Origin of the sequence: Paenirhizobium cremeum, assembly GCF_047553425.1 — a bacterium.
Taxonomy (GTDB): Bacteria; Pseudomonadota; Alphaproteobacteria; order Rhizobiales; family Rhizobiaceae; genus Allorhizobium; species Allorhizobium cremeum.
On the sequence record NZ_CP180217.1, the window covers coordinates 1,414,180 to 1,438,665 of the forward strand.

The 24,486-nt window shown below is 63.3% G+C and carries 29 protein-coding genes; all 29 read left to right on the top strand.

The genetic code is table 11. From position 1 onward, the window contains the following. Positions 1-52: 52 nt before the first annotated feature. The 29 genes from ACLBKR_RS07105 (at position 53) to ACLBKR_RS07245 (ending at position 24,486) form a co-directional block, all read left to right on the top strand. The gene (locus ACLBKR_RS07105; RefSeq protein WP_414901152.1) at positions 53-1,408 is read left to right on the top strand and encodes a primase-helicase zinc-binding domain-containing protein; all 1,356 of its coding nucleotides are present in this window, start codon (positions 53-55) and stop codon (positions 1,406-1,408) included. After that, entirely contained in the window at positions 1,401-1,580 is a 180-nt protein-coding gene (locus ACLBKR_RS07110; protein ID WP_414901154.1) for a hypothetical protein, read from the top strand. The genes ACLBKR_RS07105 and ACLBKR_RS07110 overlap by 8 nt, the downstream gene beginning before the upstream one ends. Then, entirely contained in the window at positions 1,577-3,391 is a 1,815-nt protein-coding gene (locus ACLBKR_RS07115) for a phage/plasmid primase, P4 family (RefSeq protein WP_414901156.1), read from the top strand. The genes ACLBKR_RS07110 and ACLBKR_RS07115 overlap by 4 nt, the downstream gene beginning before the upstream one ends. Before the next feature lie 304 nt (positions 3,392-3,695). Then, a complete protein-coding gene (locus ACLBKR_RS07120; RefSeq protein ID WP_414901158.1) occupies positions 3,696-4,493 on the top strand; it encodes a hypothetical protein in 798 nt (265 codons plus the stop codon). 186 nt (positions 4,494-4,679) lie between these two features. Continuing rightward, the gene (locus ACLBKR_RS07125; RefSeq protein ID WP_244710240.1) at positions 4,680-5,213 is read left to right on the top strand and encodes a phage tail protein; all 534 of its coding nucleotides are present in this window, start codon (positions 4,680-4,682) and stop codon (positions 5,211-5,213) included. A gap of 173 nt (positions 5,214-5,386) precedes the next feature. Then, positions 5,387-6,037 (top strand): hypothetical protein, encoded by a 651-nt coding sequence (locus ACLBKR_RS07130; RefSeq protein ID WP_414901161.1) that lies wholly within the window; start codon positions 5,387-5,389, stop codon positions 6,035-6,037. Beyond that, positions 6,034-8,013, top strand: a complete 1,980-nt coding sequence (locus ACLBKR_RS07135) for a phage terminase large subunit family protein (protein WP_414901163.1) — start codon at positions 6,034-6,036, stop codon at positions 8,011-8,013. The genes ACLBKR_RS07130 and ACLBKR_RS07135 overlap by 4 nt, the downstream gene beginning before the upstream one ends. After that, on the top strand, positions 8,010-9,623 hold the full coding sequence (locus ACLBKR_RS07140; protein WP_414901165.1) for a phage portal protein: 1,614 nt from the start codon (positions 8,010-8,012) through the stop codon (positions 9,621-9,623). Before ACLBKR_RS07135 ends, ACLBKR_RS07140 begins: the two co-directional genes overlap by 4 nt. Further along, positions 9,620-9,889: a hypothetical protein gene (locus ACLBKR_RS07145; RefSeq protein WP_113437855.1), complete on the top strand. Its 270-nt coding sequence runs from the start codon at positions 9,620-9,622 to the stop codon at positions 9,887-9,889. The genes ACLBKR_RS07140 and ACLBKR_RS07145 overlap by 4 nt, the downstream gene beginning before the upstream one ends. 9 nt (positions 9,890-9,898) lie before the next feature. Then, positions 9,899-10,819, top strand: coding sequence for a S49 family peptidase (locus tag ACLBKR_RS07150; protein WP_414901168.1), 921 nt, complete (start codon positions 9,899-9,901; stop codon positions 10,817-10,819). A gap of 2 nt (positions 10,820-10,821) precedes the next feature. After that, entirely contained in the window at positions 10,822-11,403 is a 582-nt protein-coding gene (locus ACLBKR_RS07155) for a hypothetical protein (protein ID WP_414901170.1), read from the top strand. Positions 11,404-11,406: 3 nt separating this feature from the next. After that, a complete protein-coding gene (locus tag ACLBKR_RS07160) occupies positions 11,407-11,769 on the top strand; it encodes a head decoration protein (protein WP_414901172.1) in 363 nt (120 codons plus the stop codon). Positions 11,770-11,781: 12 nt separating this feature from the next. Then, complete coding sequence (locus ACLBKR_RS07165; RefSeq protein ID WP_414901174.1) at positions 11,782-12,801, top strand: major capsid protein; 1,020 nt, start codon at positions 11,782-11,784, stop codon at positions 12,799-12,801. Positions 12,802-12,862: 61 nt separating this feature from the next. Next, positions 12,863-13,228, top strand: coding sequence for a hypothetical protein (locus ACLBKR_RS07170; protein WP_414901176.1), 366 nt, complete (start codon positions 12,863-12,865; stop codon positions 13,226-13,228). 3 nt (positions 13,229-13,231) lie between these two features. Then, the gene (locus ACLBKR_RS07175) at positions 13,232-13,633 is read left to right on the top strand and encodes a hypothetical protein (RefSeq protein WP_414901178.1); all 402 of its coding nucleotides are present in this window, start codon (positions 13,232-13,234) and stop codon (positions 13,631-13,633) included. After that, positions 13,620-14,351: a hypothetical protein gene (locus tag ACLBKR_RS07180; RefSeq protein WP_414901180.1), complete on the top strand. Its 732-nt coding sequence runs from the start codon at positions 13,620-13,622 to the stop codon at positions 14,349-14,351. Before ACLBKR_RS07175 ends, ACLBKR_RS07180 begins: the two co-directional genes overlap by 14 nt. Positions 14,352-14,374: 23 nt before the next feature. Then, positions 14,375-14,545 (top strand): hypothetical protein, encoded by a 171-nt coding sequence (locus tag ACLBKR_RS07185; RefSeq protein WP_250943718.1) that lies wholly within the window; start codon positions 14,375-14,377, stop codon positions 14,543-14,545. After that, positions 14,535-16,019: a phage tail sheath subtilisin-like domain-containing protein gene (locus ACLBKR_RS07190; protein WP_414901182.1), complete on the top strand. Its 1,485-nt coding sequence runs from the start codon at positions 14,535-14,537 to the stop codon at positions 16,017-16,019. Before ACLBKR_RS07185 ends, ACLBKR_RS07190 begins: the two co-directional genes overlap by 11 nt. Positions 16,020-16,079: 60 nt before the next feature. Next, a complete protein-coding gene (locus tag ACLBKR_RS07195; RefSeq protein WP_414901184.1) occupies positions 16,080-16,454 on the top strand; it encodes a hypothetical protein in 375 nt (124 codons plus the stop codon). 2 nt (positions 16,455-16,456) lie between these two features. Then, entirely contained in the window at positions 16,457-16,831 is a 375-nt protein-coding gene (locus tag ACLBKR_RS07200) for a hypothetical protein (protein ID WP_414901186.1), read from the top strand. Between the two features lie 58 nt (positions 16,832-16,889). Beyond that, positions 16,890-18,776 (top strand): phage tail tape measure protein, encoded by a 1,887-nt coding sequence (locus ACLBKR_RS07205; protein ID WP_414901188.1) that lies wholly within the window; start codon positions 16,890-16,892, stop codon positions 18,774-18,776. Positions 18,777-18,793: 17 nt separating this feature from the next. Further along, complete coding sequence (locus tag ACLBKR_RS07210; protein WP_414901190.1) at positions 18,794-19,252, top strand: DNA circularization N-terminal domain-containing protein; 459 nt, start codon at positions 18,794-18,796, stop codon at positions 19,250-19,252. After that, the gene (locus tag ACLBKR_RS07215; protein ID WP_414901192.1) at positions 19,252-19,875 is read left to right on the top strand and encodes a hypothetical protein; all 624 of its coding nucleotides are present in this window, start codon (positions 19,252-19,254) and stop codon (positions 19,873-19,875) included. Before ACLBKR_RS07210 ends, ACLBKR_RS07215 begins: the two co-directional genes overlap by 1 nt. Positions 19,876-19,924: 49 nt before the next feature. After that, a complete protein-coding gene (locus tag ACLBKR_RS07220; protein ID WP_414901194.1) occupies positions 19,925-20,995 on the top strand; it encodes a phage baseplate assembly protein in 1,071 nt (356 codons plus the stop codon). Further along, positions 20,992-21,411: a phage baseplate assembly protein gene (locus ACLBKR_RS07225; protein ID WP_414901196.1), complete on the top strand. Its 420-nt coding sequence runs from the start codon at positions 20,992-20,994 to the stop codon at positions 21,409-21,411. Before ACLBKR_RS07220 ends, ACLBKR_RS07225 begins: the two co-directional genes overlap by 4 nt. A gap of 2 nt (positions 21,412-21,413) precedes the next feature. After that, positions 21,414-21,950 carry a phage GP46 family protein gene (locus tag ACLBKR_RS07230; protein ID WP_414901198.1) on the top strand — a complete coding sequence of 179 codons (537 nt, stop codon included), beginning with the start codon at positions 21,414-21,416 and terminating at the stop codon, positions 21,948-21,950. Continuing rightward, entirely contained in the window at positions 21,922-23,001 is a 1,080-nt protein-coding gene (locus ACLBKR_RS07235) for a baseplate J/gp47 family protein (protein ID WP_414901200.1), read from the top strand. Before ACLBKR_RS07230 ends, ACLBKR_RS07235 begins: the two co-directional genes overlap by 29 nt. A gap of 3 nt (positions 23,002-23,004) precedes the next feature. Further along, complete coding sequence (locus ACLBKR_RS07240; protein WP_414901202.1) at positions 23,005-23,709, top strand: hypothetical protein; 705 nt, start codon at positions 23,005-23,007, stop codon at positions 23,707-23,709. 15 nt (positions 23,710-23,724) lie between these two features. Next, a complete protein-coding gene (locus ACLBKR_RS07245; RefSeq protein ID WP_414901204.1) occupies positions 23,725-24,486 on the top strand; it encodes a gp53-like domain-containing protein in 762 nt (253 codons plus the stop codon).

Here is a 24,486-nt window from a genome sequence, read left to right on the forward strand (position 1 = left end):
TCCGAACGTCAAGCGATTTCGGATATTTTTGTCCGAATTTTTTGAGGGCACAATGAACGCCGCAATCGAAGAATTCGTCACCAATGCCCGCGCCGTCCCCTTCGATGCGGCGGCCGACCGGCTGAAGGTGCCCGAAGCGCCGAAGGGCAGGCCGGAATATCAGGGTCCGTGCCCGCGCTGCGGCGGCCATGACCGTTTCGCGGTCAATCGCAAGAAAGGCGTCTGGGTCTGCCGGGGCGCGGACGGCGGCCGCGACGGGATCGGTCTTGCCGCCCATCTCCTGCATCTCGACCTGCGCCGACGCGAGGAGTTCCTCGAGGCCTGCGCCGCCGTGCTCGGCGAAGAAGTGCCGGAAGGCGCCGAGCGGGAAAGCGACGAGGAACGGGAAGCCCGCCTGAAGCGGATCGCCGAGGCGAAGGCCAAGGCCGATGCCGACAGGCAGGACAGGGAAAAGAAACAGGCCGATTTCCGGGAAAGGGAGATCGGCAAGGGCCGCGGCATCTACCTCAACGCAATGGATTGCCGCAGGGACGAACCGGACGCTCTGGAGGGGGCGCGGGTCATTTCCTCCTACCTGCAGGCGCGCACGGGTTTCGTGCCCGCCGGCGGCGTGTTCGTCCACCTCAGGTTCGTCCCGCGCTGCACCTACTGGCACGGGCAGGACGATTTCGACCGGCCGCTGGCGCTGTATGACGGGCCGGCGATGATCGCGCCTTTCATGGATTGCGGAGGCCGGATTATCGGCTGCCACCAGACATGGATCGACCTGTCGCAGCAGCCGAAGCGCCGGCCGATGCTATGGGGTGTGACCAAGGCCGGATTCGAAGCGGGGATGCGCGACGAACCAGGTGTCGGTGCGCAGAGGCCCACCCAGAAATGGCTGTATGCCGAATACTTTGAGCCGCTTGCCACCAAGAAGATGCGCGGCGCGAAGAAGGGCGGGTTCATCCCGGTCTATGGCGATCCCTCTTCCGGGAGGTGGATGGGCGGCGAGGGGATCGAGACCGTCTGCGCCGTCGCGGCTCCCGAGGGCTGGCGCGACGACACGTTCTATTTCGCGGCCGGCGATATCGGCAATCTCGCCGGCCCGGCCGATCCGAAATCGGCGTTCAATCATCCGACCCTGAAGAAGGAGGATACGGCCGGGCGCCTTCGGGCGATCCGGGTACAAGGCCCGGTTCCGCGCCCAGATGCCGAGACCGGCGACGCTCTCCATGTTCCGGACCATGTCACCGACCTCGTCCTGCTTGCCGATGGCGACAGCGAACCTGTCGCGACCGCCTCGGCCATGGCCCGGGCGAAAGCCCGCCATACCCGGGAGGGACGGCAGGTCTCTATCTGGTGGCCGCCCGAGGGTCTGGATTTCGCCGAAGCGATGGCGGCGGCGATGGGAGGCGGCGATGCGTAAACCGGCGTTCCGTCTGTTCCTTGTCGCGTGGATGGGCGGCGCTTTCGCGGCCTCGTTCCGGGTCGACTGGCTGGGGCTTTGGCCCGGCCTTATCGCCCTTTTCCTCATCGGCGGTCTCACCCACTTCGTCTTCGATCTGATCCTCTCCCGATACTGGCTGCCAAAAGAATGACCGATACCAAAAAGCCGAATATCCCTGACGCCGTCGCGAGGATACTCGCCGAGGCGCAGGCGCAGCGTGCGGGCTATGCGCAAAACCCCGAAACCCCTGAAGGCCCTGCGGGCGAGCCGGTGGCGGCGATTGCCGGCGACAGCGATGCCGATCCGGCTGTCGTCGCGTTCTGCGCCGAGTTCGATCATTCCGATACGGACAACGGCAAGCGGTTGCGGCTGCATTTCGGCGACGACCTGCTCGTTGTCGCGCAGGAGAAGGGCAAGACGCCGACATTCGCGGTCTGGACCGGCTCCCATTGGGACGTGGCGAATGGCGGACAGAAGGCAAAGGCGATCGCGCAGCGTCTCGGAGACCGGATCGCGGCCGAGACGGCGTTCATCGTGCCGAACGCCTATGAACAGATGGTGATCGACCTGGCCGAGGAGGCGCGCAATAAGCCGGAAAGCGAGCGCACGGCGCAGGAAAAGAAACTGGTCGCTGAAGCCGACAAGGCCGATGAGGGGCATGGAAAACGGGTCAAGCGCCGGCTCGACCATGCGGTGACCTCGAAAAACGTGGCGAGGATCAACGCCATGCTGGAGAGCCTTGCGCCGCACATCATGCGCAGCCCGGACGATTTCAACGCCGACAAGTGGATGGTGGCGGTCAAGAACGCCACGCTGAAATTCGAGCGCACCATGGCCAAGCGGAGAAACCCGCGCCATGTGAGCCTCGAGGATACGCCGGATGCCCCTGAATTCATCGATGTCTGCACCGATTTCCGCCTGAAGGTGATCGAAGGCCACCGGCGCAAGGATCTGATTACCAGCGTCGTGCCGGTGGCCTATGACAAAAAGGCGACATGCCCACGATGGAATGCATTCATCTCCAGCAAGTTGCCCGATGAATCTGTGCGGCGGCTGGTGCAGGTGAGTTCCGGCCTCAGCATGCTGGGGATCACCGTGCAATACCTGTTCTTCCACTACGGAAACGGTGCCAACGGCAAGTCCGTCTACATGGAAACGCTGTGCCGTGTCCTGGGCGAGGCGGCCGTGACGTTGCCATCGACCAGTATCATCGGCGAGGGCGGATCGTCAGGCAGCGCAAGCCCCGATCTGGCGCGCCTTTATGGCAAGCGAATGCTGCGCGTGAAGGAACTGCCGGAAGGCGAGGACCTCAGGGAAAACCTCGTCAAGGAGCTGACGGGCGGCGAGACGGTGACAGCGCGTGACCTCTTCTCCGGCTACATGGATTTCGAGCCGAAATTCATCGCCATGATGAGCGGTAACGGATATCCACGCATCAGCGGCACGGATGACGGCATCTGGCGGCGCATGGCGGTCATCCACTGGCCGCGACAGATCGCCAAGGAAGACCGGCGAGAGTTTCAGGACGTGATCGCGTCCTTCGAGCCCGAATATCCTGGCATTCTCAACTGGCTGATCGAGGGCGTCGAGATATACCTGCGCGAGGGTCTGGTGATCCCGGAGGCCGTCGTGGAGGCGACGCAGGCCTATCGCGACGACATGGACCGCACGGCGGCTTTCGTTGCCCGCTGCATCCAGCGCGACGATGGCGCCCCACCTGTCGAGGGCAAGGTGCTCTATCAGGCCTATTGCGATTTCACCGTCGACCAGGGCGGCCGGCCGATGAACAACACCGCATTCGGGCGCGACATGGGCAAGAAATTCCAGAAGGACCGATCGACGGGCGTGGTGCTCTATCGCGGCATCCGCCTGGTCAATGTGCCCTACATGGACCGCGGCCCCGAACCGCCGCCCGGCCGCTTCGAGGAGCCATGGCCGGATGATTTCGGAGGACCGTTGTGACCCCGAAACCCCGTCGCGGCTTTGCTCCAACCGTCAGAATTCCGGAAAACTGTCTGACAGTTCCGACAGTTTTCCGGATAGTTCACCGGATAGTTTGAGGCGAAAAAAGCAAATGAAAACAATGGATGCTGACAGTTCGGATAGTTTTCCCGCGCCTATACGTAAAGGGTGTGGGGAGGTTCGGAGAATGCCATATGTTATGCGGGAATAACTGTCAGAACTGTCTAACCTATTGAAATATAATAAATAAACTATCCGAAGACTGTCAGGTAAACTGTCAGAACTGTCAGAAAGGGTTTTGACCATGAAGACCGTGAGCATTGAGAAGCTTTTGAACTGGGCTTTCACCCAGGAATTGCCCAAGGTAGGAAGCGGGGATGTGAGCGTCGGCATCGGTCTCAGTAGCGCCTGGGCGATGACGCGGGATTTCGCGGTGCTCGGAACGCTGATCGATCGTTCGCCCAATATCTATGGCGTTGTGCCGGATTTCCTCGAATATGCCGAGCCGCATCCGGATGCGCTGGCGGTCGGGGCGGCCGTGCGGGCGCTGGCGGAAATGTCCTTCTCGATCCCGGACGGGTGGCATCCATTCCCGGAATGGCCGGACGAGCATGGTCTGATCGCCGCAGAGGTCGCCCGCGTTGTCGAGGAACAGCGCTTGAAGGGCGACCGGCTGTCCGGTCGTTACGTCGTGGCACTCGTCACCGGCTCCGCCATCCTCGGCTTCGGCCCGGACTGGCGGGCCGATAAGCCGCGCGTGAGGGAAGTCGAGCACGCCGGAAAACCGGCATGGTTCGTCAGCCGCAAGAGCCGCGATGCATTCGGGCGCGTCTATGAATACGAAACGGACGGGTTTGATCGTCGCAAGCAAAGGCCGGTCAAGGGCGCCTATCGCAAGTATGTGCTGTCCGATCCGATCCGCGGCGCGATCCTGTCGCGGCTGGAGTGGGAACTCTGGCAGGACGCGCTTGCATACCTCGCAGGATCGCTTGCAGGCCGCCTTGAAAGCCACGCGGTTGCATCGTTCATTCCCGACCGTCATCCGTGGAGACGGCGGGTGCGTTCTGAAAATTCCTCGCAAGATGTTGATCTGGCTGGATAAGTTTTTCAGGAAACGGTCTTGAGATGCGGCAGTTGGTTGACATAGTATAAGCACACTGAAAAAGGTAGGAAAAACCCGCTAGGCCATCGCCCGGCGGGTTTTGCTTTTCCGGGCCTGATGTCGAGCCGATGGAGGCTGTCATGAACCCCGCCGCTGTAATGGCGGCATTCTCGAAAGGTGCATGCGGTGTCTGACGTCAGGTTCGATGCGTCCGAGATCGAGCAGCTGGGCAGGGCGATTGCCAATCTGCCGGGCGAGATCAAGGGCAAGGCCATGGCGCGGGCGATGAGCCGCATGCGCGACATGGCCAGAACCCGGATCGTCAGGCGAAGCGCCGAGCGTGTCGACATGACGCCCGGCAAGATCCGGCAATTGACGACCGCGTATTTCAACGCGGGCAGCGCGACGATCGAAGTCGTCGAGAAATCGGGATGGATACCGCTCTATCAGTTGGGCGCACGCCAGACGAGATCGGGTGTATCGGTCAGGCTTCGAGGGTCTTATCGCTCCGCATTCATCGCTGAGATGAAGTCGGGTCACCGCGGCGTAATGAAGCGGGAGGGCAAGGGCAGGCTCCCGATCCGTGAACTGTTCGGCCCGAACCCGGCGCACGACGTCACCAACAACCCGGAAGTGTTCCTCAAGGTGCTGGCGGAACTGATCGAGGACCATCTGGCGCCTCGCATCCTCCACGAACTCGACCGCCTCCTCCCCCGATAGGGCTGGTCTGCCGTCGAGGGCCGGGCACCCCACCCCCCTGGGTCAAGGGACCGTATAAAGTTTCCCCCCGCAGCGGGCCGGGGCGACCCCGAAATCTCGCCAGTCTGACACTAAATTCGAAGCCTAAACTTCTAAAGAACGGCTAAAGAGCTAAAGAACGCGGTAAAGTCGGAATGGAAGCCTCTGTCACCAAAGGCGAATTCGCGGCGCTGATCGGCGTTTCTCCGGGTCGGGTCAGCCAATACCTGACTGAGGGCAAGATTTCTCAGGCCGCGCTGGTCGGGTCCGGGCGTAACGCCAAGATCCGCGTCGAGCAGGCGAAAGCCGATCTTCGGCTCACGCTGGATGTTTCCCAGCGGCTCGGCAATGGTATCGATACGCTGATCGATGCCGGTAGTCAGCCGGTTATCGTTGATGGCAACGCTGGCGGGACCGTCGTCCCGCCGCCGCTCCAGCAGAGCGGCATTGACTATGAGATCAAGCAGCAGAAGCTTGAGGCAGCTCGTCGGGCAAATAGGAACGCAGCCATCAACGAGGCGCGTGAGCGCGGCCAGTTGATGGATACGGATGCTGGGCGTGCCGAGATGACGCGCGTCGCGTCCGCCCTGATGGATGTCTTCGATGGCGGGCTGACCGACATGGCGACGGCCATTGCTGCCGAATTCCAGCTTCCGCAGCGCGATGTGAAACACATCTTGCGAAAGGAATTCCGGAAGCTGCGGGAGACCGCGGCGAAGCAGATGAAGACGAGGGCAGTCAGCGTCCCCGAGTATAGTGAGGTCGTCATCGAGGCCGAGGAGGCCGACCCGGCGGAACTGGCATGAACCAGATCGTCGTGGAAACAGCCAATGCAGAGCGTATCGCCTACGATGTGCTGCATGATGTCCTCAAGCCGGCCGACGATGTCGACTATCTGAAATGGGCCGAAGACAACATCGTCTTCTCGGAACTGGAGAGCCCGGACTATCCGGGGCCATATAACCGGAGACTCTTCCGTTATTTCGATGAGGTGCTGCGGGCGCTTTCGCCTGACGATCTCTGTCGGATCGTGACGCTTGCAAAGTCGGCACAGATCGGCGGAACGGTCATCGCCAACATCTATACCGGCGGTTCGATGGACATGGACCCTTCGTGGTTCCTGTATGTCCACCCGACGGAGAACAATGCCGAGCGCTGGAGCAAGATGAAGCTCGCGCCGATGCTGAGAAGCACGACGGCGCTCGCAACTCTTTTTCCGAAGAAGAGTCGCGACGGCCTGGATAGCCTGCTCTACAAGGAGCGGGCGGACGGACGTGGCGCCATCCAGATATCCGGTGCCAACTCAGCGGCCTCGCTGAGCCAGGTCACCATGAAGCGGCAGGTTCAGGACGACCTGTCGAAATGGGAGAACAATTCCGGCGGCGATCCGGAAACACAGGCCGACAGCCGTTCCCGCGGGGTCGAAGAAGCCAAGATCTTCAAGATATCGACGCCGCTGGTCATGCCGGGATGCCGTATCACCTCGAATTTCGAGGCGGGCAGCCAGGAGTATCCATACGTTCCGTGCCCGCACTGCGATCACATGCAGGTGCTGGAATGGGAAAACATGCTGGCCAACCTCAACGAGGAGAAGCCGGAAGACGCCCATTTCACTTGCATCGAGTGCGGTTGCGAGATCCGTGAATATCATCGCCAGGCGATGGTCGATCGGATCGAGTGGCGCGCCCGCAACCCGGCGCAGAAGCGGTTCCACCGCTCATTCTGCATCTGGTCGGCATACAGCCCGCTGCAGAGTTGGGAGCGCATCGCCCGCGAGTGGTTGAGCGCAAAAGGCGACCCCGCGTCCGAGCAGACATTCCTGAACGACACGGTCGGCAGGGCGTATGTGACCGCCGGCGAGGCTCCGCCTTGGGAGACACTGCGGGACCGGGGGGCAAATGCGGCTTACGACAGAGGGCGAATTCATCCCGGCGGTCTGATCCTGACGATCGGCATCGACTGTCAGGACGATCGTGTCGAGTGGCAGTGCGTCGCGTGGGGAACCGATTTTCGCCGATGGGTCGTCGATTATGGCGTCATCCCCGGTCATATTTCGGAAGCGAAGTGCCAGGAACGGCTCAACGGTCTGATGCTCCAGACATGGGCGAACGCATACGGCCACCGCATAGCTGCCGACATGATCGCCATCGACGGCAATGCCTATACCGAGGATGTCTGGGAGTGGGCGAGGCGGCATCCTTCGGGACGCCTGATTATGATGCGAGGCGATAACCGGGACTCCGCACCGCTCATCCAGAGGGTGAAGAAGGAGCGAAACCAGAAGACCGGCAAGCTCCTGAAGTACTCGAGGCGCTTCTACAACATCAACGTGTCTGTCCTGAAGATGGCGCTCTATCGCAACGTGGCAAAGACCGACCCGCTGGAGCGTGGTTTCGTTGGTTTCCCGCGGGGCATGGATGATGAGTATTACCGGCAACTGACGGCCGAGCGGCGCGTTCCGAAAAAGCGCAAGGACGGCTTCACGGAATACAAATGGGAGAAGGACCAGGCTCAAGCCAACGAGGGCCTGGATACCATGAACCAGGCCGAAGCTGCTGCGATCAAGTTCGGCGTCAGAGGCCTGCCGGACGTCATCTGGAAAAGGCTTGAGGCCGAGCGTGAAACACCTGTGCAGGACGCCCAGCTCGACTTCGAGGAAGGGCTCTTCGCGCGAGGCCTGGAGCCGCAGACAGACGAAGATCCGGCCAAGGGTCGGCCCGAACCGACATCGTCGAAAAAGCCCGGATCGTCGTGGGCCGACAAGTGGAAGAAGCGGAAATGACGACAGCGGAAAAGCCTCGGATACGCGTCCGGGCGGGCAGCAGTGCGGTTCCCGCACCGCAGGCCGCACCTAGGGTCCGGGCGAGCTATATGCGCGACACGCCGTCGGGCGTGATCGCCTCGCGGCCGGCGTCGCTTCGCGAGCATCGTGACGAGATTCGTCGTGTCTGGTGGCGTGCGGCAGCGCTTGCCATGGACATGCTGCAGAATTCCGGGCGCCTGCGCGGCGCCGCCGACCAGATCATCGCCGATACGGTCGGCGTCGAGCTCCAACTCAATCCGCGCCCCAATCTCTCTTCTTTCGGTTACGACCAGAAAGAGGCGATCGAGTGGACACGGATGGTCAAGGCCCGCTTCAAGGTGTGGGCCTGGAACCCGCTGGAATGTGATTTCCGCGCCAAATTCACGATCCCGCAGCAGACGGACGTCGGGGTCCGGCACTGGCTGGCCTTCGGGGAGAGTGTCGGCATCGTCGAGTATCTGCCGCGTTCCCAGCGCCTTCCGGGAACGAAAACCGGTACGAAGTTCCTGCTCTTGTCCCCGCAGAAGCTGGTGCAGGAAACAAACGAGGCAGTCGGTCTCTATCAGGGCATCGCGCACGACGCTTATGGCCGCCCGACACACTACCGCTTCGAGGAGCGGCGCGACGGGATCACGGTCAAGACCGATTACGCGGCGCGTGACACCCACGGGCGGCAGCTCGTCATGCATGCCTTCGATCCATTTTCGTCCGATGACGTTCGCGGTCTGTCGCCGCTGGCGACGACGTTTCGCAAATATCTGATGGCGGAAAACACAGAGGACGCGATTGCCGCGGTGCATTTCCTCCAGACGATCTATGCCCCGATCCTGAAGAGCAGCAAACCATCGGCCGAGGCATTCGAGGCCTTGAGCGCCCTGAACGACAGCACCCTTGAAGGTGCGCAGGACGTTGCCAGCGGCCTGATAGCTTACTACGGACACAAGCTCGAGAAGGCGGCGGAATCGGAAATACGCTACGGCGAAGGCGCCGGCGTTTCCCATCTCGCTCCCGACGAGGACCTTGAGTTCAAGACGGTCTCGACGCCAGGCGGCCAGTCCATGCCGTTCATCGCCTCGCTTCATCGCGAGCAGGCCAGGGCGCTCGGTATTTCCTATGGTGGTTACACCATGGATTACACGGCTTCGACCTATGCCTCGACCAACATGGAGAACTCGGCGCTTTGGCCGCTGGCGCAGCGCCGAACCGACCGTATTGCCGCTCCCCACGTGCTCGTGCCCTACGCATCGTGGCTCGACGAGGAGATCGGTGAGGGCCGCATTGCCTTCAAGGGTGGATACGAAGCCTTTCTCGCGAACCGTGATGATATCCTCTGGGCGCTTTGTCAGGGACCGAGCAAGCCCACGGCAGACGATGAGAAGCGCGCCAAGGCGGCGAGCGAGCGGATTGCCAATGGTACGGGGACACTCGACCGGGAGTGCGGCGAACTGGGCGACGATCCGGAAGAGGTCTTCGAGAGCCGGTTGATGTGGCACCAGCGCTATGTCGAATCCGGCATGAGGAGTCCGTTCGAGCGCGGATACGGTTCCAAGTCTGCCTCCGAAGCGCAGCAGCATGGACCATCTGCATGACGAACCCTGTCAAGATCGGCGGCGTGACCGTCGACGTCGATGACCCGTGCGCGCTCTATGCCGCGCTCGCCGCCGCCAAGGCCAAGCGCCTGGCCGGCGAGCAGGTCGAGGAAACCGAGATCCGCTCGCCGGTGATGCATCAGCGTCTCAAGGTGGCATCGTCGAGCATGGCGGATATCGACGCCGAGTTGGTGCGCCTGCAGGCGGCCTGCATGGCGAAAACCAATGGCTGCCGCCCCTCGCGGCGGTGGAAATTCCGCTTCTGAGGATCGGCCATGAGCCTTCGTTACGCACATATCGCCCAGCGGATCTTCAACACCCCGCTGATGTACGACCCGCGCAAGGCCGAGGCTTTCCTGCATGGCATGGGCGGCCGGATCGCGGGAGACACGATCGTCATCACCAATCCAGAGGGGGCGGTCGATCATACGGCAGGCGCGAATGGTCGTCCGCTGGCAGGGAAGATCGGCGGCAGGATCGAGAGGGCCTACGGTCGTGCCAACATGCTGCCTTTCGACATGGTCGACAATGTTGCGATCATCCCCATTGAAGGCTCGCTTGTTCACAAGGGTGGATGGGTCGGAGCAGCATCCGGCGAAACGTCGTATCAGGGCCTTCAGGCGCAGGTTGCGATGGCGCGCCGTTCGAATCTCGTCCGCGGTGTCGCCTACGAGGTCGATAGTTTTGGCGGCGAGGTGAATGGCGGCTTCGAAACTGCCGCCGCGATGGCGCAGCTTTCGAAGGAAAAACCGACCATCTCTATCCTGACCGACTACGCCTATTCGGCCGGTTACCTGCTGGCGTCGCAGGCGCGGCAGATCGTCATGCCCCGCTACGGCGGAGCGGGGTCGATCGGCGTGATTATGATCCATGCCGATTACAGCCAGGCGCTGGACGAGGCTGGCATTCGTCTCACCATCATTCGCGCCGGCAAGAAGAAGGCCGACGGCAACCCCTATGAGCCGCTTAATGCAGCGCTCGCCGAACAGTGGCAGGCGCAGGCGGAAGAGATTCGACAGGATTTCGCGGAGACGGTGGCGAAGGGCCGCCGCGGCCGCATCACCAAAGCCAAGGCGCTCGCCACGGAAGCGGGCGTCTATGACGCCGCCGAGGCAGTGTCGCTTGGTCTCGCCGATGCTGTCGGCGACCCGCTGGAGGCGTTCGACGCCTTCGTCAAGGAAGTCAACCGGAGCTAACCATGTCCAGTCTTCTTGCGTCCATCCGGGCTGCGGTGCGGCCCGGAGCGATCCCCCATGACCCCGACACCATCGGGGCAGAAGCGGATGCTGCGGCATCCAATCTCGAAACGCCTCCGCAGGAGGCAAACCCCACAGGAGGCACAATGTCTGACACCCAGACTGTGGCCGGCGCAGCCCAGGCTGCCGCTGCGACCATTGCCGCCGCCGCTGCCGCCTCCGGTGGTTCCGACGGCTTCAAGACTGCCATGGACCGCATCAACGCGGTCCTCGGCGCCGACAGCATCAAGGGTGACGCCAAGCGCATGAGCGCGGCACTCGATCTCGCGAATGCCTCGCCCGACATGTCCGCTGAGGCTGTTGTGGCCTTCGTCGCCGCCAATGTTCCGGCAACCACTGCCTCGGCCGAGCCGCTGAAGCCGGCGCAGCAGGGGGCAGCCTCGACCGCCGCCTCCTACGAACAGCAGCGCGTTGCCGCCGCGAATCTGGCGATGCCGGGTGGTGGGACGACTGCCGGTGAAACCGTAGCAGCGTCGTGGAAGTCCGCCATAGCAAAGGCCGGTGTCGGCCGGAAGGGAGCGTAAGTCATGACCGTGCTCACCGAAAAACTCGGCCCTGGTTCCTGCATTATCCAGGAGGGCGACCACTATTATAGCCGTGATGTCGGCGTCGTCTCTGCTGGCGTGGACATCACCTATCCCGCCAATACCGTGCTCGGCAAGGTGACGGCGACTGGCAAATTCGTCGAATGGAACCCAGCCAACGTGGATGGCAGCCAGACTGTCGCGGCAATCCTGATCTACCCCGTGACGGGCGAGCAGGAGGCGACGCTGCTGTGCCGCCATGCCCAGGTGAAAAGCCTAGCCCTCAACTGGTTCACCGGCGCCACTGCCGGCAACAAGACGACCGGCATCGCGGGCCTCGCGGCGCTCGGCATCATCGCGCGCTAAGGAGAAACGACCATGGCATCCATGGATATTTTTAAGGACGATGCCTTCTCGATGGTGGAGCTCTCCGCCGCAGTGAGGGAAATCGAATACGTTCCGCAGCTTCTCGGATCGCTCGGCCTTTTCGAGGAGAAGGGCGTCTATACCCGCAAGATCGCTATCGAGAAGAAGGGCGACAGCCTTTCGCTGATCGAGACTTCGCCTGACGGTGCGGCTCCGCGGCAGTCAATCCAGAACCTCGCGAACATTCGCGATTTTCGGACGGTGCGCCTCGCGGACTCCTTCACGCTCTATGCGTCCGAAGTCGCAGAAATGCGTGCCTTCGGAACGGAAAGCGAGCTTCGCGTCGTGCAGGTCGAATATGCCGAGCGGATGGCCGATGTCAGGACCAATATGGACCTTACCCATGAGTTCCATCGCCTTGGTGGCCTGCAGGGCAAATTGCTCGATGCGGACGGGACGTCTGTGATCTACGACTATTTCGACGAGTTCGACATCGCGGAGCCTGCCGCCATCGACTTCGGGCTCGATGTCGCCACGACCGACATACGCGGCCAGTGCCACGATATTACCCGCAGCATGGCGCGGTCGGCAAAGGGGGCCTTCACCACGGCAACCAGCGTGCACGCGCTGGTCGGCGACGCATTCTTCGACGATTTCGTCAATCACCCGAACGTGATCCGGACCTACGAGGGATGGGCCGCAGCTGCGGATCTTCGGCAGAACCTCGCGTTCCAGTCGTTCCCCTTCGGCGGGATTACCTGGCATAATTACCGCGGCACGGATGACAACTCGACCGTGGCGATCGGTTCGGACGAGGCCAAGTTCTTCCCGGTCGGGGCGAAGGACGTGTTCAAGAAGTTCGTCTCCCCCGCCAACGAATTCATGCCCTTCATCGGCACGAAGGGGCAGGATGTCTATGCGATGAACATCGAGGACAAGGACAGGCAGGCTTGGGTCAAAGGAGAACTCTACTCCTACCCCCTCTACATGTGCGTGAAGCCTCAGGTCCTGCGCAAGGCCGTCGGTCGCTGATTGGTTCGATCGGCGCCTGGTTCGAGCGTCGCTCACCGTCCTATTTGATGGAGTTGTCATCATGACGAAATTCACAGTCAGAAACACAGGTTTGCGGGCGCAGGCAATCCGTGTGGCGGGTGGTACCAAGACCATCAAGTCCGGGGGCATCGCCGAGATCGAGCTCGAACAGGCACCGGATGATGCAGTCATCGCGCACTTCAAGGCCCGCGGCGTGACTTTTGCTGAAGCCAAGAAGAAAAAGCCGCTGGCGCCACCCACCGACGCTGCCGCCGCCGAGGCCGCTGCCGCGCTTGCCGCGGCCGAGGCTGCCGTGGCGGCCGCTCAGGAGAAGCTGACGGCGGCCGGCGACGATCTTGCGGCGAAGGCTGAGGCGGAGACCGAGGTGAAGGCGGCCGAGGCGGTTCTGGCAGCCCTGAAGGCCTGACCGATGGTCGACTGGGCATCGGCTCGGGCGATGCTCGAGGATAAGGTGGCAGGCGTGTTCGACGTCACGCCCTGCCAGCTTGTCGGTTACAGAACGGGGCAATCGGTCAATCACGGGATACAGGTCGACGACAGCCGGCCGGCATTCGACTTTCTCGGGACGATCGATCTCCAGCCACCTGCTGACAGGCTCACCCGCCATCCGCCCGGCGATCCCGGTACACCGGGCGCTACCGTGTCCTATGCGGCGGTGTTGACGGCGCATGTGGGCGAATGGCCGTGGCGGCCGCGAAACGGTGATCGGGTCATCAGCGGGGGTCGCACATGGCGGATCGAGGCCTCTGAGCGGGACGGTTCCTCGCGGCCGGCCTGGTATCTCTCGGAGGTGAAACATGCTGGCGGCTGAGGCTGTGCGGCTCGTTGCCATGGAAATCCTGCTGCCCACCGCGGCGCAGACCAGCGGCGGACCCTATCCGACGCTGGCCGGGGCGCGGGTGTTCGACAGCCGTGCAGCATCGATCTCCGATATCGACGAGGATGCGGAATACACGCCCGTCCTGTCGCTTTACACGTCGGAGAGCGGGGTAGCGCTTCGCGGTCCGATGACATCGGCGGATGATGCCGAGGCGGATGCCGTGCTCGACGTTGTGTCGGAACTCTGCATCGTCCTCCGAAACGCCGATGGAGAACCGGACGTCGATTGGATGGCCGACAACGATCCATCCGCGCGACTGGTGCTGGCAGCACTCGCATCGCAGGTTCGTTTCCTGCTGGAATTCAGCGCGGCCGGGGTTGCCTGGAGGAAGCTGGTGCGTCGCGTGATCCGGGTGGAAAACAAGACGTTTGCCGTCCCGGAATACGGGCTTCGCTTCCAGCGCATGACGACGCGGTTTCACCTGTCTATCCGCGACGACGATTTCGACGTGGTGGCGGGCGGATTGCCGGAGCCGATCCATACTGTCTGCGATGCCCTGCCTGAGGGCAGTTATGCCAAGGCCCAGTTGCAGGCGCTTGGCGCGCACTTCGCCGGGGAGCCGCCGACCGCGCTCGCCGGCATGGACTTTACCGCCCGGATTGCGGGCGGAACCGAAATTAACGGCGTGGTGGGCACGCCGAAACCCTGAGGCCCACATCACCGGAGGCATCCATGACAGTGCTCTATGTGGCGGCTCCCGGCCGCACGATCCCGAACGGCTGGCCGGAAGACGGCCGCCCGATCGATCCGCTTTCCCAGTTTCATCGCCGGATGGTCAAGGACGGCGATCTCATCGTGAAGCCGGAAGGCTCGAAGAAGAAGGACGACGCCGATGGCAAGTAATATTCCGAGCGGTCTCATCGCCCCGCTGCTGGCGTTCGACGTCGAGAGCGGCGGCCAGTTTTCCTCCGAAAACCGCGCCATCCTGCTCGGCCATGGCCTCGATGCCGGCGCGCTCGCCGTCTCCGGCATCGCGCTTTGCGGCAGCGTCGAGGAGGCGCGCTACCTCGCCGGCCGAGGCTCGATGTTGGAGGCGATGTTCATCCGCATGCGGCGCAACGCCGCCGCGCAGGAGATCTGGCTCGGGCGCGTCGAAGAGGCGACCACGGCGGAGGCGAGGACCATCACGGTCGGCGTGGTTCCGGCCGCCGGCGGGCAGGGCGTGCTGCAAATCGCCGGCGAAAGCGTGGCGATCAACATCGCAGCCGGCGACAGCGCCAATGCGGTGGCAACCGCGCTGGCCGCCGCGATCAACGCCTATATCAATCCGGTCACCAAGATCTCGCTGCCGTTTACCGCGACTGCCGCGGCCAATGTCGTGACCATCACGGCGCGGCACAAAGGGGTCTACGCCTCCGGGATCGACGTCTACATTCCGGTGCTCGACGGCGCCAATGCGTTTTCCGGCATTCTGACGTTCGCGGTATCGATTGCAGGGGCCGGCACGCCCGATGTCTCCGCCGTGCTGGCGGCGATGGGCGACGATCCGTTCGAAATGGTTGTCTCTGCCTTCGGCGACGATGCGAACCGGACCCGGCTCGACGATTATCACAACAATGTGTCGGGCCGCTGGTCCTATCTCCAGCAGCTCTATGGTCATGTCTTCTACCCGAAATCCGGCACCACCGCGACAGTCGCTACCTCGGCACTGGCGAAGGACACATGGCACCTCTCCATGGTTCCTCTATTTCCCAATGGAGGGATGGCGCGACCGGATTACGAAACCGCCGCGATGGTAGCCGGTCGTATCGCTCCGTTTGCCGATGGCGGATCGGACGGACGCGTTTCGGTCAATCAATCCGGTCTGGTTGTCGTCGACATGATTGCGCCGCGCGATCGCGATTACTGGCCGGACTATACGACGCGCAACAGCCTGCTGGCGAGTGGTGTATCGACCTGGGCTGTCGATCGCTCCGGAAACGTCATCATTGACAAGATCATCACGCAGCAGCAGACGACAAATGGGGTTCCCGACACGGCCATGCGGGATATCCAGGCGATCTACCAGACCACCTATGCGCTGAAATATTTCCGCGCGCAGCTGGCATACGAGCATTCGAACAAAGCGATTGTCGACGACAATCCTAGCGGAAATCCAAACCTTGTGACGGCGGCTGATGTCCGCGCGACACTGGTCAATTCGATGGTCGAACTGTCCACTCGTGGCGTTCTTGAGGCTTCCTCCGCGGCGCTGGGCGCCATCGTGGTCACCCGTAACGCGGATAATCCGGCTCGCTTCGATATCGGTCTCGACATGGATCGCGTCAATCCCGCCGACATCTTCGCAGGCCTCGCCCGCGTCTTCGCACAGATCTGAGGTGCAGTCTGCGCCTCGCATCCCCCTTCGCGGATCTAACCCCTCACAGGAGAGCCAGCAATGAAAGGCAATGATTTTGGCGGACGCATGAGCGTCCGTCTTTCGGGCGGCGGCTTTCTGTCGCTGCGCGGCACGTTTTCGGTTCAGCGCGGACGGCAGAGCAACGAGGCGATCACCAATCAGGATGGCTCCACCGACCGGATTGGCACGCCGACCTCGCCGCGCGCCAATGTGGTGTTTGCGGACAGCGGGATCGACTTCGACGCGCTGATGACCGCGCCACGGCAGAATATCGTCGTGACCGAGGAATTCACCGGGGTGACGCATCACTATATCTCGGCGTTTTTCGCCGGGGACTCCGACAATAACCGCATCAATGGCGAGGTGAGCGGCCTCACCATCGTCGCCGCGGACTATCGCTCGACGGGTGGCTGACCATGGCGGAACACGTTGTGAAACTGTCCCGGCGCTACGAGCCGCCGGCTGGTCAGCCGTTCGACAGTGTCGTGCTCCGTGAGCCGACCTATGTCGACACCTACATGGATGGTCTCGGCATCCCGGAGGAGTGGCAGCCGAACGGACAGGGCGGCGGGATGCTCATCACCTATCCGACGACCATCGATGCCTATCTCCAGCGGCTGGTGAAGGTCGGGTCTCCCGGCTACGAGAACCTTGCTCTCATCTCATCGCTGGACGGCAAGAAGCTTGCCGACAAGGTGCTCGGTTTTTTCCGCGAGGCGGCGGCCACGACGTCGCCGCCGACCACCTCGTCTTCCGGTTCGGATGGGACGCAACCCGCGTCCAGCGAATGACGCTTTCCGAAATCGCCTGGTGGGCCAATCGCGCCGTACAGTACCGTAGGAGGTGACCATGAACCGCGTCATCACGGCGGCTCTGCAGATCTCCGCGATCGACAAGACGGGGAGGGTGTTCAAGAACATCGCCGACAAGATGGGCGATGTGAACAGACGGGCCGGGGAGTTCAACCGCCGTCAGGGTATGCTGGCGCGCGGAACGGCTGATATGTACGCCATGGTGGCGCGTTATGCTGCGCCCGCCGCGCTGGCCTATGGCGCAAAGGCTGCAGTCACCGATTTTGCCGCGCTGGAACGGCAGATGACCCGCATCGGCATCACGGCCGATGCGACAAGCGAACAGACGTCCAGGGCCTTCGCTGAGGCGCTGAAGGTCTCCAAGGATTTGAACTATGACAGCGTGGCCCCTGCCATCGAGGCGCTGGACACGCTGGTTTCCTCCGGCAAGTCGCTAGAGGAAGCGATGGCGTTCTTGCCTTCGGTGCTGGCCACGGCGCAGGCGTCCGGGGCAGCGACGGCCGATATTGCCAATACGGGCCTGAAGGCTGCCGACGCGCTCGAGATCGAGACGTCGCAGTTGCAGCGCGCCTTCGACATCATGGTCATGGGCGGCAAGGCGGGCCAGTTCGAACTCAAGGACATGGCGCAATATATTCCGGGCTTGGCGAACAGCTTCGCGACGCTCGGTTATCAGGGAGAGGACGGGCTGAAACGGCTGGTCGCCATCCTGCAGACGATCCGCGAGGATACCGGCGACGCATCCAGTGCGGCGACGCAGGCGCAGAACATTTTCGGCAAGATGTTCTCCGAGGAAACGGCCAACAAGTTCAAGAAGTTCGGCGTCGATCTCCGCAGCGAAATGCAGGCGGCGGCGAAGTCCGGCGAGGACGCGGTTTCCGCCTTCGTGCGTCTTTCGAAAGAGGCGATCAAGGGCGATCTGTCGAAGCTCCCCTTGCTGTTCTCCGACCAGGAATTTCGCCTCGGCATGCAGTCGCTGATTACCAGCGAGGACAGCCTGCGGAAATTCCTCGAGCTGATGAACTCGGCCGAGGTCGACGGCGCGGTGTGGCGCGATGTCAACCGCGTGATGTCGGATACGCAGGCATCGATCGACCGCATGTCGAACAGTTGGGATCGGCTGTGGACGAACTTCGGCAAGGCCGCCGCGCCGACGGCCATCGGTCTGATGGACAGCGTGTCGAGCAATCTCGACTACCATGCCTCCGTCAATGCGGGGCTGGAAAAGCGTGGCATGGACTGGTGGGACCGGACCCGGTGGGGTCTGACCAGCACCGACGACGAAAAGATGCAGGCGGCTATCGAGGGCGGCTACAGCGACCGGAAGGCCATCGCGGACTATCGCCGGCGGCAGTATGAGAGCGGCAAGGTCAAGGCCTCGACGGGGCGGCATAACCTGCCGGTGGTCCGTCCAGAGTTTCCTGGCGGAGATCGCCATCTCAACGCCCGCAACCTGCCGAAGACCGATGTTCCGATTCCCGGTGTGCGCCCGGCAGCACCGATGCAGGGGCCGTCGCGTCCCGAGGCCCCGAAGATCGGTGCAACGCCGGCAATCGCCGATATGGGGCAGTCTGCGGCGGGCCTCTTCCGCCTGCCGTCGAAAAGCGAGTGGCAGGATGCCCTGAAAATCGACATCGGGACCGACGAGCTGAAAAGCGGCGGCGAGGAGGCGGGGCGCAGCATTGCCGACGGAGGCCGGCAGGGGGCGGATGCCATCAAGGAGTCCTCCGGCTTTTTCAAGGTCGCCGGCGTCGACGTGGCTGCCGCCATCTCCAGCGCGGCGGACAAGCTGGTCAATGCCGCGGCCGCATTCAACCGCACCATGGCGGCAAGCACAGGGGCAGGCGCGCCGGGGCGCCCTGCCGTCAACGCCGATACCGGGCGGACCATGCCGCCGCAGAAGCCGGGCGGCGGCGGCTGGTGATTTCGAGGACCTGAAACATGCGTGACTGGGCAAAAACCCTCAGGCGGGCGAGTTTTCGCGGCGTGCCGTTCTGGGTCGACATGGACGACCATTCCGGCGGAAAGCGGTTGGCGCGGCATGAATATGCCGGCGGACGCACGACCTATCTGGAGGAGATGGGGCTGGCGACGCCCGCCTATGACGTCACGGCCTATCTGCTCGGCGACCTGAGCGACGCGCAGGCGAGGGCTCTGGAGGTTGCGTGCAACGCCGCCGGTCCGGGGCGGCTGGTGTTGCCGATGGATGGCGGGCAACTGGCTTATGTCGAGGGCTTCCGGCGCAGCCGGTTCAAGGACCAGCGGGGCTATATCGCCTTCACCTTCACGGCGATCCCGGCCGGCAATACGCCTGGCGCCATTCTCGGGCTCGGCGATGTGACAGCCGCCGTACTCGACAACCTCACGGCTGCCGGCGGCGCTTTCGGCGGATGGTTCTGATGGCGGTTGACAGGCAGGAGATCTGCGACTGGCTCTCGACGCTGGCCTCGATGCTGGTGACGGATGCGCTCGATGCGGCCGATGTCGCCGACAGGCTGGCGGCGGCACCCGATCTCGATGCGGAGGCCTTTGCGCTGGAGGCGATTTCGCTGATGCGGATCGTCGCAGAGAGCGTGATCGCGCCGGCAGGGTTCGATTCGATCAAGACCACGGATTTCGTGGCAACCGATACCGCCGATGCGGCGGCGATCCTGCTCGCCGTCGGCCTCTGCATCGCGGGGCCACGGGCCGGCTGGATTTCCCGGCCGCAGGCACGCGCCGCGCGCGAACGGATCGGGACGGCGGGAGCCGCGGCGCTGGCGCTGGTTTCCGCCCGTGGCGCGGTTGCGGTCGATCTCTATGTCTGGCTGTCGCGGCTGGTCGACGTCTCGGTTCGGCTGGTTTCCGACCAGGCGGCGGATGCCGTGCCGGTCGTGCGGGTCGAGACCGGGATTTCGCTGCCATCGACGGTGCTCGCCTATCAGCTCTATGGCGATGCCGCCAGGGCGGAGAGCCTGGTGGAGGTGGCCGGGGCCTCGACGCCGATGCTGATGCCTGTCGCTTTCGATGCGCTGCAATCGTGATGTCCTCGCGCTGCGGCCTGTATAGGCACAATACGGAAGAGCGGTTTCAGTGAGAGAATTATCCTATGGCCCGCTGGAAACGGTCGTGGTTTCCGGCCTGCCGCCGGTCAAATCCATCGACATTACCGTGTCGGCGGAGGAGGCGGCGCGGTCGGCGAGTGGCGATTTCGTAATGGTGGGGTCCGGTAAGGTCGCGGCCAACTATCGCTCCGCTCCTGTAACGATCACCGCGTCCGGTGACCTGATGCTGACCGGCTACGTGCGGGATGTCGATATAGGCAAGGGCGATGGTACTCGGACACTGTTTTGTTCGATGGTCTCGCGCACCGTCGATTACGTGGAGTGCTCGGCGGAGCATGACAGCGGCGAAATCCTCAACAAGGATCTCGCGGCCATTGCCGCGGAACTGGATAGTTACGGGATCGGGATCGAGACCGATGGCGCCAAACTGCCGGTCGAGGCCGTCCACCGGATCGCCATCGGCGAGAGCGCATTTGCCTCAATCGAGCGGCGCGCGCGGGGGCGGGGCCTGCTGATCCATGACACACCCGCGGGTCGGCTGAAGCTGGCGTCGAAACCGGCGGGCAGCCATCGCGGCACATTGCGGCGCGGGGTGAATATCCTGCCGGGGGCGAGGGCCAGCTTTACCGAGCGGGGGCGCTATTCCGAGACCCGTATTCGCGGACAGGCGACGGAGGGCACGGATAAGCAGCAGCTCAGGCCGCAGGCGACGGCAACCGACAGTGGCGTGACGCGCAAGCGGGTGCTGATCCTGCCGCACGAGGGCGAGGCGACCATCGACCGCATGCGCGAGCGGGCGGTCTGGCAGGCGCGCCGGGCGGCGGGCGAGAGCGTGACGGCCTCCATCCCGGTGACCGGCTGGCGCGACGCGGCGGGGCAGATCTGGCAGCCGAATTTCCTGGTGCAGGTCGAGGATGACGATCTGGGGCTCGACGGGCTGATGATTATCAAGAGCGTGAGTTTCCATCAGGGGGATATGACCATGGCGACGCTGTCGCTGGCCGATCCACGGGCGCTCGGCGGGGATAATCCACGCGGGCAATCGGCGGACGGTTATGCGGCGCCCGGCGTCACCGACGCGGAGTATGCAGACGAATGATCCGGTTCGACTTCGACGGGCGCGTGGAGGAAAAGGGCGGGCAGCAGTTCGTCTCCGGCCGCGGGGCGTACGGCCATGGCTACACCCGTGTCTATCGACCGGAGCCGCATGGTTTCGCTTCGAGCCCGATCAAGGGGGGCAAGGGCATCTTGCTGCCCATGCCGGGCAATCCGGATTTCGCGGTGGTTCTCGGCGGCGAGCATCCGGGCAAGCGGGCGGCGGACCTGCCGAGCGGCGGGACGGCGATCTATGACAGTTCGGGCAATATCATCAGCCTGGTCGGGAGCAAGATTCGGCTGGTCGCGCCGCTGTTTGAATTTGTCGGTGACATCACCATCGACGGCAGCATTTCCATGACCGGCGGCATTTCGGCGGCCGGTTCGATCGTCGATGGAGACGGCAATAACGGGGCGTGACCATGATCCGCATCATACCGATCGACGAGGCCGAGGAGCCTTATCGGGCGCCCGATCTCGGCTGGGACGGATATGTCGGCGACCTGATCCTGAACGGGCTCGACCATGCCTCCGCGCCCGGCGATTTCCGGGCCGAGCAGGGGCTGGTGACGCAGGTGTTGATCCTGCTGCAGACGGATCGCCGGGTCGAGGACAGCGAGCTTCGCGACGGCGAGGAGAACCGGGGCTGGATCGGCGACAGTTTCGATCAGATGGACGGCGAGGGGCCGCTCGGTTCGCGCCTCTGGCTGCTGCGCCGCCGAGCGATCTACGACGGTATCGAAACCGACATAGAGGACTATGTGCGCGAGGCGCTGGAACCGCTGATTGCGCAGGGGGCGGCGGCTTCGATGGATATCACTGTGGCCGCCGACCGGCCGGCAAACCGGATCGACTATGCGGTGACGCTCTACGGGCGCGACGGCGAGCGCGTCTATGACGGAAAATTCGAACTTCTCTGGAGGCAGGTCAATGGCGTGGTCCATCCGCTCGCTCGATGATGCCTCGACGGCGATTCGGGGCGCGTTCCGCCGCTGGCTGCCCGGCAGCGATACGGCGCTCAAAAACAATTTCGTGACGGTGGTCGTCAAGGTTCTGGCCGGGCTATCGCACGAATTCGAACTGCGCATGGGCTATCTGGCGCGGCAGATGTTCATGTCGACGTCGACGGGGAAGTTCCTCGAACTGCACTGTTCCGATGTCGGGATCTACAAAAAGAAGGCCGCCGCGGCCGTCGGGCTTGCGGCCGGAACGGCTGCAGCGAGCACCGCCTATCCGGAGGGTATACGCTTCGTCTCCGGCAATGTCACCTATATTTCGACTGCGGCTGCGACCTCGGACGCGGATGGCAGCCTGACGCTATCGGTCAAGGCGGAAACCAAGGGATCGCACACCAATCGCGATGGCGGCGGGCTTCTGTCGCTGGCCGATCCCGGCCTTTATCCGGATCTTTCGACGACATTTGAGGTCGATGCGGACGGGCTCGGCGGCGGTGCGGATGTCGAGACAGAAGACTCTCTCAAGGCGCGAGGCCTGCAGCGCAAGCGCAATCCGCCCGGCGCCGGCACGCTCGGCGACTACGAGCGCGAGGTGCGGGCCGTCTCCGGGGTCAGACAGGCATGGGCCTTTCGCGGGCAAAATCCGGGCGATGTGTTCGTCTATTTCCTGTTCGACGGTCGCCCCGGTTATATTCCAGAGGCCTCGGATGTCACGGTCGTGCAGGCGGCGCTCGATGCCAAACGCCTGATCCGCTCCGACGCCAGCGAGGTGGTGGCGCCGACCGCGCATCCCATCGACGTGACGATTACCGGGCTTTCCGCCGATAGCGCGGAGATCCGTGCGGCGATCGAGGCGGCGATTGCCGATGTCTACCTGACGAAATGCCGGCCGGGCATTGCGGGCAATACGTTTACCCTATCGCGGAGCTGGATCGGCGAGGCCATTTCCGGGGTGACCGGCGAGGAGCGCCATGTGCTGGTCGCGCCTGCCGCCGATATCGTCTTGACCGGCGGGCAATTCCCGACGCCCGGCACCTACAGCTATCCGGGTTGATCCATGCGCAGCACCTATGAGCACACGCGGACGAACATCGGCTCGGACGACGGCGAGAGCGTTCTCGTCGTCGCGCCGTCCGACGCGCTGACCGCGCCGGAAAGCGACGACCTGATCGGGGCGGCGCTGTCCTTCTGGCCGCAGGGGGCGGCCTGGGGGACGCCGGACGGTCAGGCGATGTCTCTCGCCTCCGTGCTGGCGCGGTTTACCCGCGTGCTGATCGACCCGTTCGCCTGGCTTTATGCGCGGGCATGGAGGCTGGCGCGGGAATCGACCGTCGCCGGTGTCGACGAATTGCTGCCGGAGTGGGAGGCGGACTACGGCCTGCCGGACAATTGCGTGACCGGCGAGACCAGCCGCGCCGAGCGGCTTCGGGCGCTGGAGGCGAAAGTCCGGGCCGTCGCCGTCTCGACGCCGGGCGATTTCATCGCGCTTGCGGCGCGCTACGGGTTCTCGATCACGATCACGGAACCTGTGATTTTCGAGTGCGGCTTTTCCGAATGCGGAGGCGAGCACGAGACCGGAGCGCCGGAAGAGGAATGCTACTGGCTCGTGCATGTCGCGGATCTCGCGATCGACTATTTCGAATGCGGCTTTTCCGAATGCGGGCATGACCCGCTGTTCGACCTCGGCGACGCCGAGCGACTGATGTGCATCCTGCGACGGCTCGCCCCGGCCTGGACCATTCCCATTCTCGCCAACGACTGATCTCGAGAGGTCAACATGAAGTATTACCCTCCATACGGGTCGACCGATCCGGATGCATCCTATGTCGACCGCTATAGCGTGGGCGCGACCAGCGGCTCCAAGGTGCCGGCAAAGGCGCTGGAAGTGCCGCAGCGGGAAATCGTCGATGTCATCGAGAAATCGGGATTGACGCCAGACGATGTGTTGCAGCTTGCGGCAGCCATCCAGTCCGGCGGGCTGAATTATGCGGTTGCCGGCGGGACGGCCAATGCGTTGACGGCGACTCTTTCACAAGTGCCTGACGCGCTCGTCGCCGGGATGGAGGTGTCGCTGAAAGTAGTTGCGGCCAATACCTCGACGGCCGTGACGCTCAATCTCAACGGTCTCGGCCCTGTAACCGTCTACCGACCGTTCGAGGATGCGCTCAAGCCCGGCGATATCGGCATCGGTATCAACACGTTCCGCTATGACGGGACATATTGGCGACTGGTGGGGCAGGCCAACGTCATCTCGGGTGATCCAGCGTCTCGTTGGACCAAGCTCTCCAACGGGCTGATCATGCAGTGGGGGACTGTGACCACATCTGCCAGCAGCGTGGTGACAGTCACATTCCCGATCGTGTTTCCGACCGCCGTCGCGAGCGTCGTCATCTCCGATACATCCTCGCCAGTCATACCTGGACAACTGTCCGTATTTACGGTCGGAAGCGTTACAACGTCATCGTTCCAGGTTGTTTCTACCAGGGATTTCTCGACGGCAGTCGCCGACATCGGCAACTGGATCGCAATGGGGTATTGA

Excerpts from the sequence above, each read along its gene's own strand:
- ACLBKR_RS07110 (WP_414901154.1), top strand. The coding sequence starts at position 1,401 with ATGCGTAAACCGGCGTTCCGTCTGTTCCTTGTCGCGTGGATGGGCGGC.
- ACLBKR_RS07150 (WP_414901168.1), top strand. The coding sequence starts at position 9,899 with ATGAGCCTTCGTTACGCACATATCGCCCAGCGGATCTTCAACACCCCG.
- ACLBKR_RS07165 (WP_414901174.1), top strand. The coding sequence starts at position 11,782 with ATGGCATCCATGGATATTTTTAAGGACGATGCCTTCTCGATGGTGGAG.
- ACLBKR_RS07120 (WP_414901158.1), top strand. The coding sequence starts at position 3,696 with ATGAAGACCGTGAGCATTGAGAAGCTTTTGAACTGGGCTTTCACCCAG.
- ACLBKR_RS07140 (WP_414901165.1), top strand. The coding sequence starts at position 8,010 with ATGACGACAGCGGAAAAGCCTCGGATACGCGTCCGGGCGGGCAGCAGT.
- ACLBKR_RS07145 (WP_113437855.1), top strand. The coding sequence starts at position 9,620 with ATGACGAACCCTGTCAAGATCGGCGGCGTGACCGTCGACGTCGATGAC.
- ACLBKR_RS07245 (WP_414901204.1), top strand. The coding sequence starts at position 23,725 with ATGAAGTATTACCCTCCATACGGGTCGACCGATCCGGATGCATCCTAT.
- ACLBKR_RS07160 (WP_414901172.1), top strand. The coding sequence starts at position 11,407 with ATGACCGTGCTCACCGAAAAACTCGGCCCTGGTTCCTGCATTATCCAG.
- ACLBKR_RS07135 (WP_414901163.1), top strand. The coding sequence starts at position 6,034 with ATGAACCAGATCGTCGTGGAAACAGCCAATGCAGAGCGTATCGCCTAC.
- ACLBKR_RS07175 (WP_414901178.1), top strand. The coding sequence starts at position 13,232 with ATGGTCGACTGGGCATCGGCTCGGGCGATGCTCGAGGATAAGGTGGCA.
- ACLBKR_RS07205 (WP_414901188.1), top strand. The coding sequence starts at position 16,890 with ATGAACCGCGTCATCACGGCGGCTCTGCAGATCTCCGCGATCGACAAG.
- ACLBKR_RS07200 (WP_414901186.1), top strand. The coding sequence starts at position 16,457 with ATGGCGGAACACGTTGTGAAACTGTCCCGGCGCTACGAGCCGCCGGCT.
- ACLBKR_RS07195 (WP_414901184.1), top strand. The coding sequence starts at position 16,080 with ATGAAAGGCAATGATTTTGGCGGACGCATGAGCGTCCGTCTTTCGGGC.
- ACLBKR_RS07190 (WP_414901182.1), top strand. The coding sequence starts at position 14,535 with ATGGCAAGTAATATTCCGAGCGGTCTCATCGCCCCGCTGCTGGCGTTC.
- ACLBKR_RS07105 (WP_414901152.1), top strand. The coding sequence starts at position 53 with ATGAACGCCGCAATCGAAGAATTCGTCACCAATGCCCGCGCCGTCCCC.
- ACLBKR_RS07185 (WP_250943718.1), top strand. The coding sequence starts at position 14,375 with ATGACAGTGCTCTATGTGGCGGCTCCCGGCCGCACGATCCCGAACGGC.
- ACLBKR_RS07115 (WP_414901156.1), top strand. The coding sequence starts at position 1,577 with ATGACCGATACCAAAAAGCCGAATATCCCTGACGCCGTCGCGAGGATA.
- ACLBKR_RS07180 (WP_414901180.1), top strand. The coding sequence starts at position 13,620 with ATGCTGGCGGCTGAGGCTGTGCGGCTCGTTGCCATGGAAATCCTGCTG.
- ACLBKR_RS07240 (WP_414901202.1), top strand. The coding sequence starts at position 23,005 with ATGCGCAGCACCTATGAGCACACGCGGACGAACATCGGCTCGGACGAC.
- ACLBKR_RS07225 (WP_414901196.1), top strand. The coding sequence starts at position 20,992 with ATGATCCGGTTCGACTTCGACGGGCGCGTGGAGGAAAAGGGCGGGCAG.
- ACLBKR_RS07170 (WP_414901176.1), top strand. The coding sequence starts at position 12,863 with ATGACGAAATTCACAGTCAGAAACACAGGTTTGCGGGCGCAGGCAATC.
- ACLBKR_RS07215 (WP_414901192.1), top strand. The coding sequence starts at position 19,252 with ATGGCGGTTGACAGGCAGGAGATCTGCGACTGGCTCTCGACGCTGGCC.
- ACLBKR_RS07155 (WP_414901170.1), top strand. The coding sequence starts at position 10,822 with ATGTCCAGTCTTCTTGCGTCCATCCGGGCTGCGGTGCGGCCCGGAGCG.
- ACLBKR_RS07210 (WP_414901190.1), top strand. The coding sequence starts at position 18,794 with ATGCGTGACTGGGCAAAAACCCTCAGGCGGGCGAGTTTTCGCGGCGTG.
- ACLBKR_RS07130 (WP_414901161.1), top strand. The coding sequence starts at position 5,387 with ATGGAAGCCTCTGTCACCAAAGGCGAATTCGCGGCGCTGATCGGCGTT.
- ACLBKR_RS07235 (WP_414901200.1), top strand. The coding sequence starts at position 21,922 with ATGGCGTGGTCCATCCGCTCGCTCGATGATGCCTCGACGGCGATTCGG.
- ACLBKR_RS07230 (WP_414901198.1), top strand. The coding sequence starts at position 21,414 with ATGATCCGCATCATACCGATCGACGAGGCCGAGGAGCCTTATCGGGCG.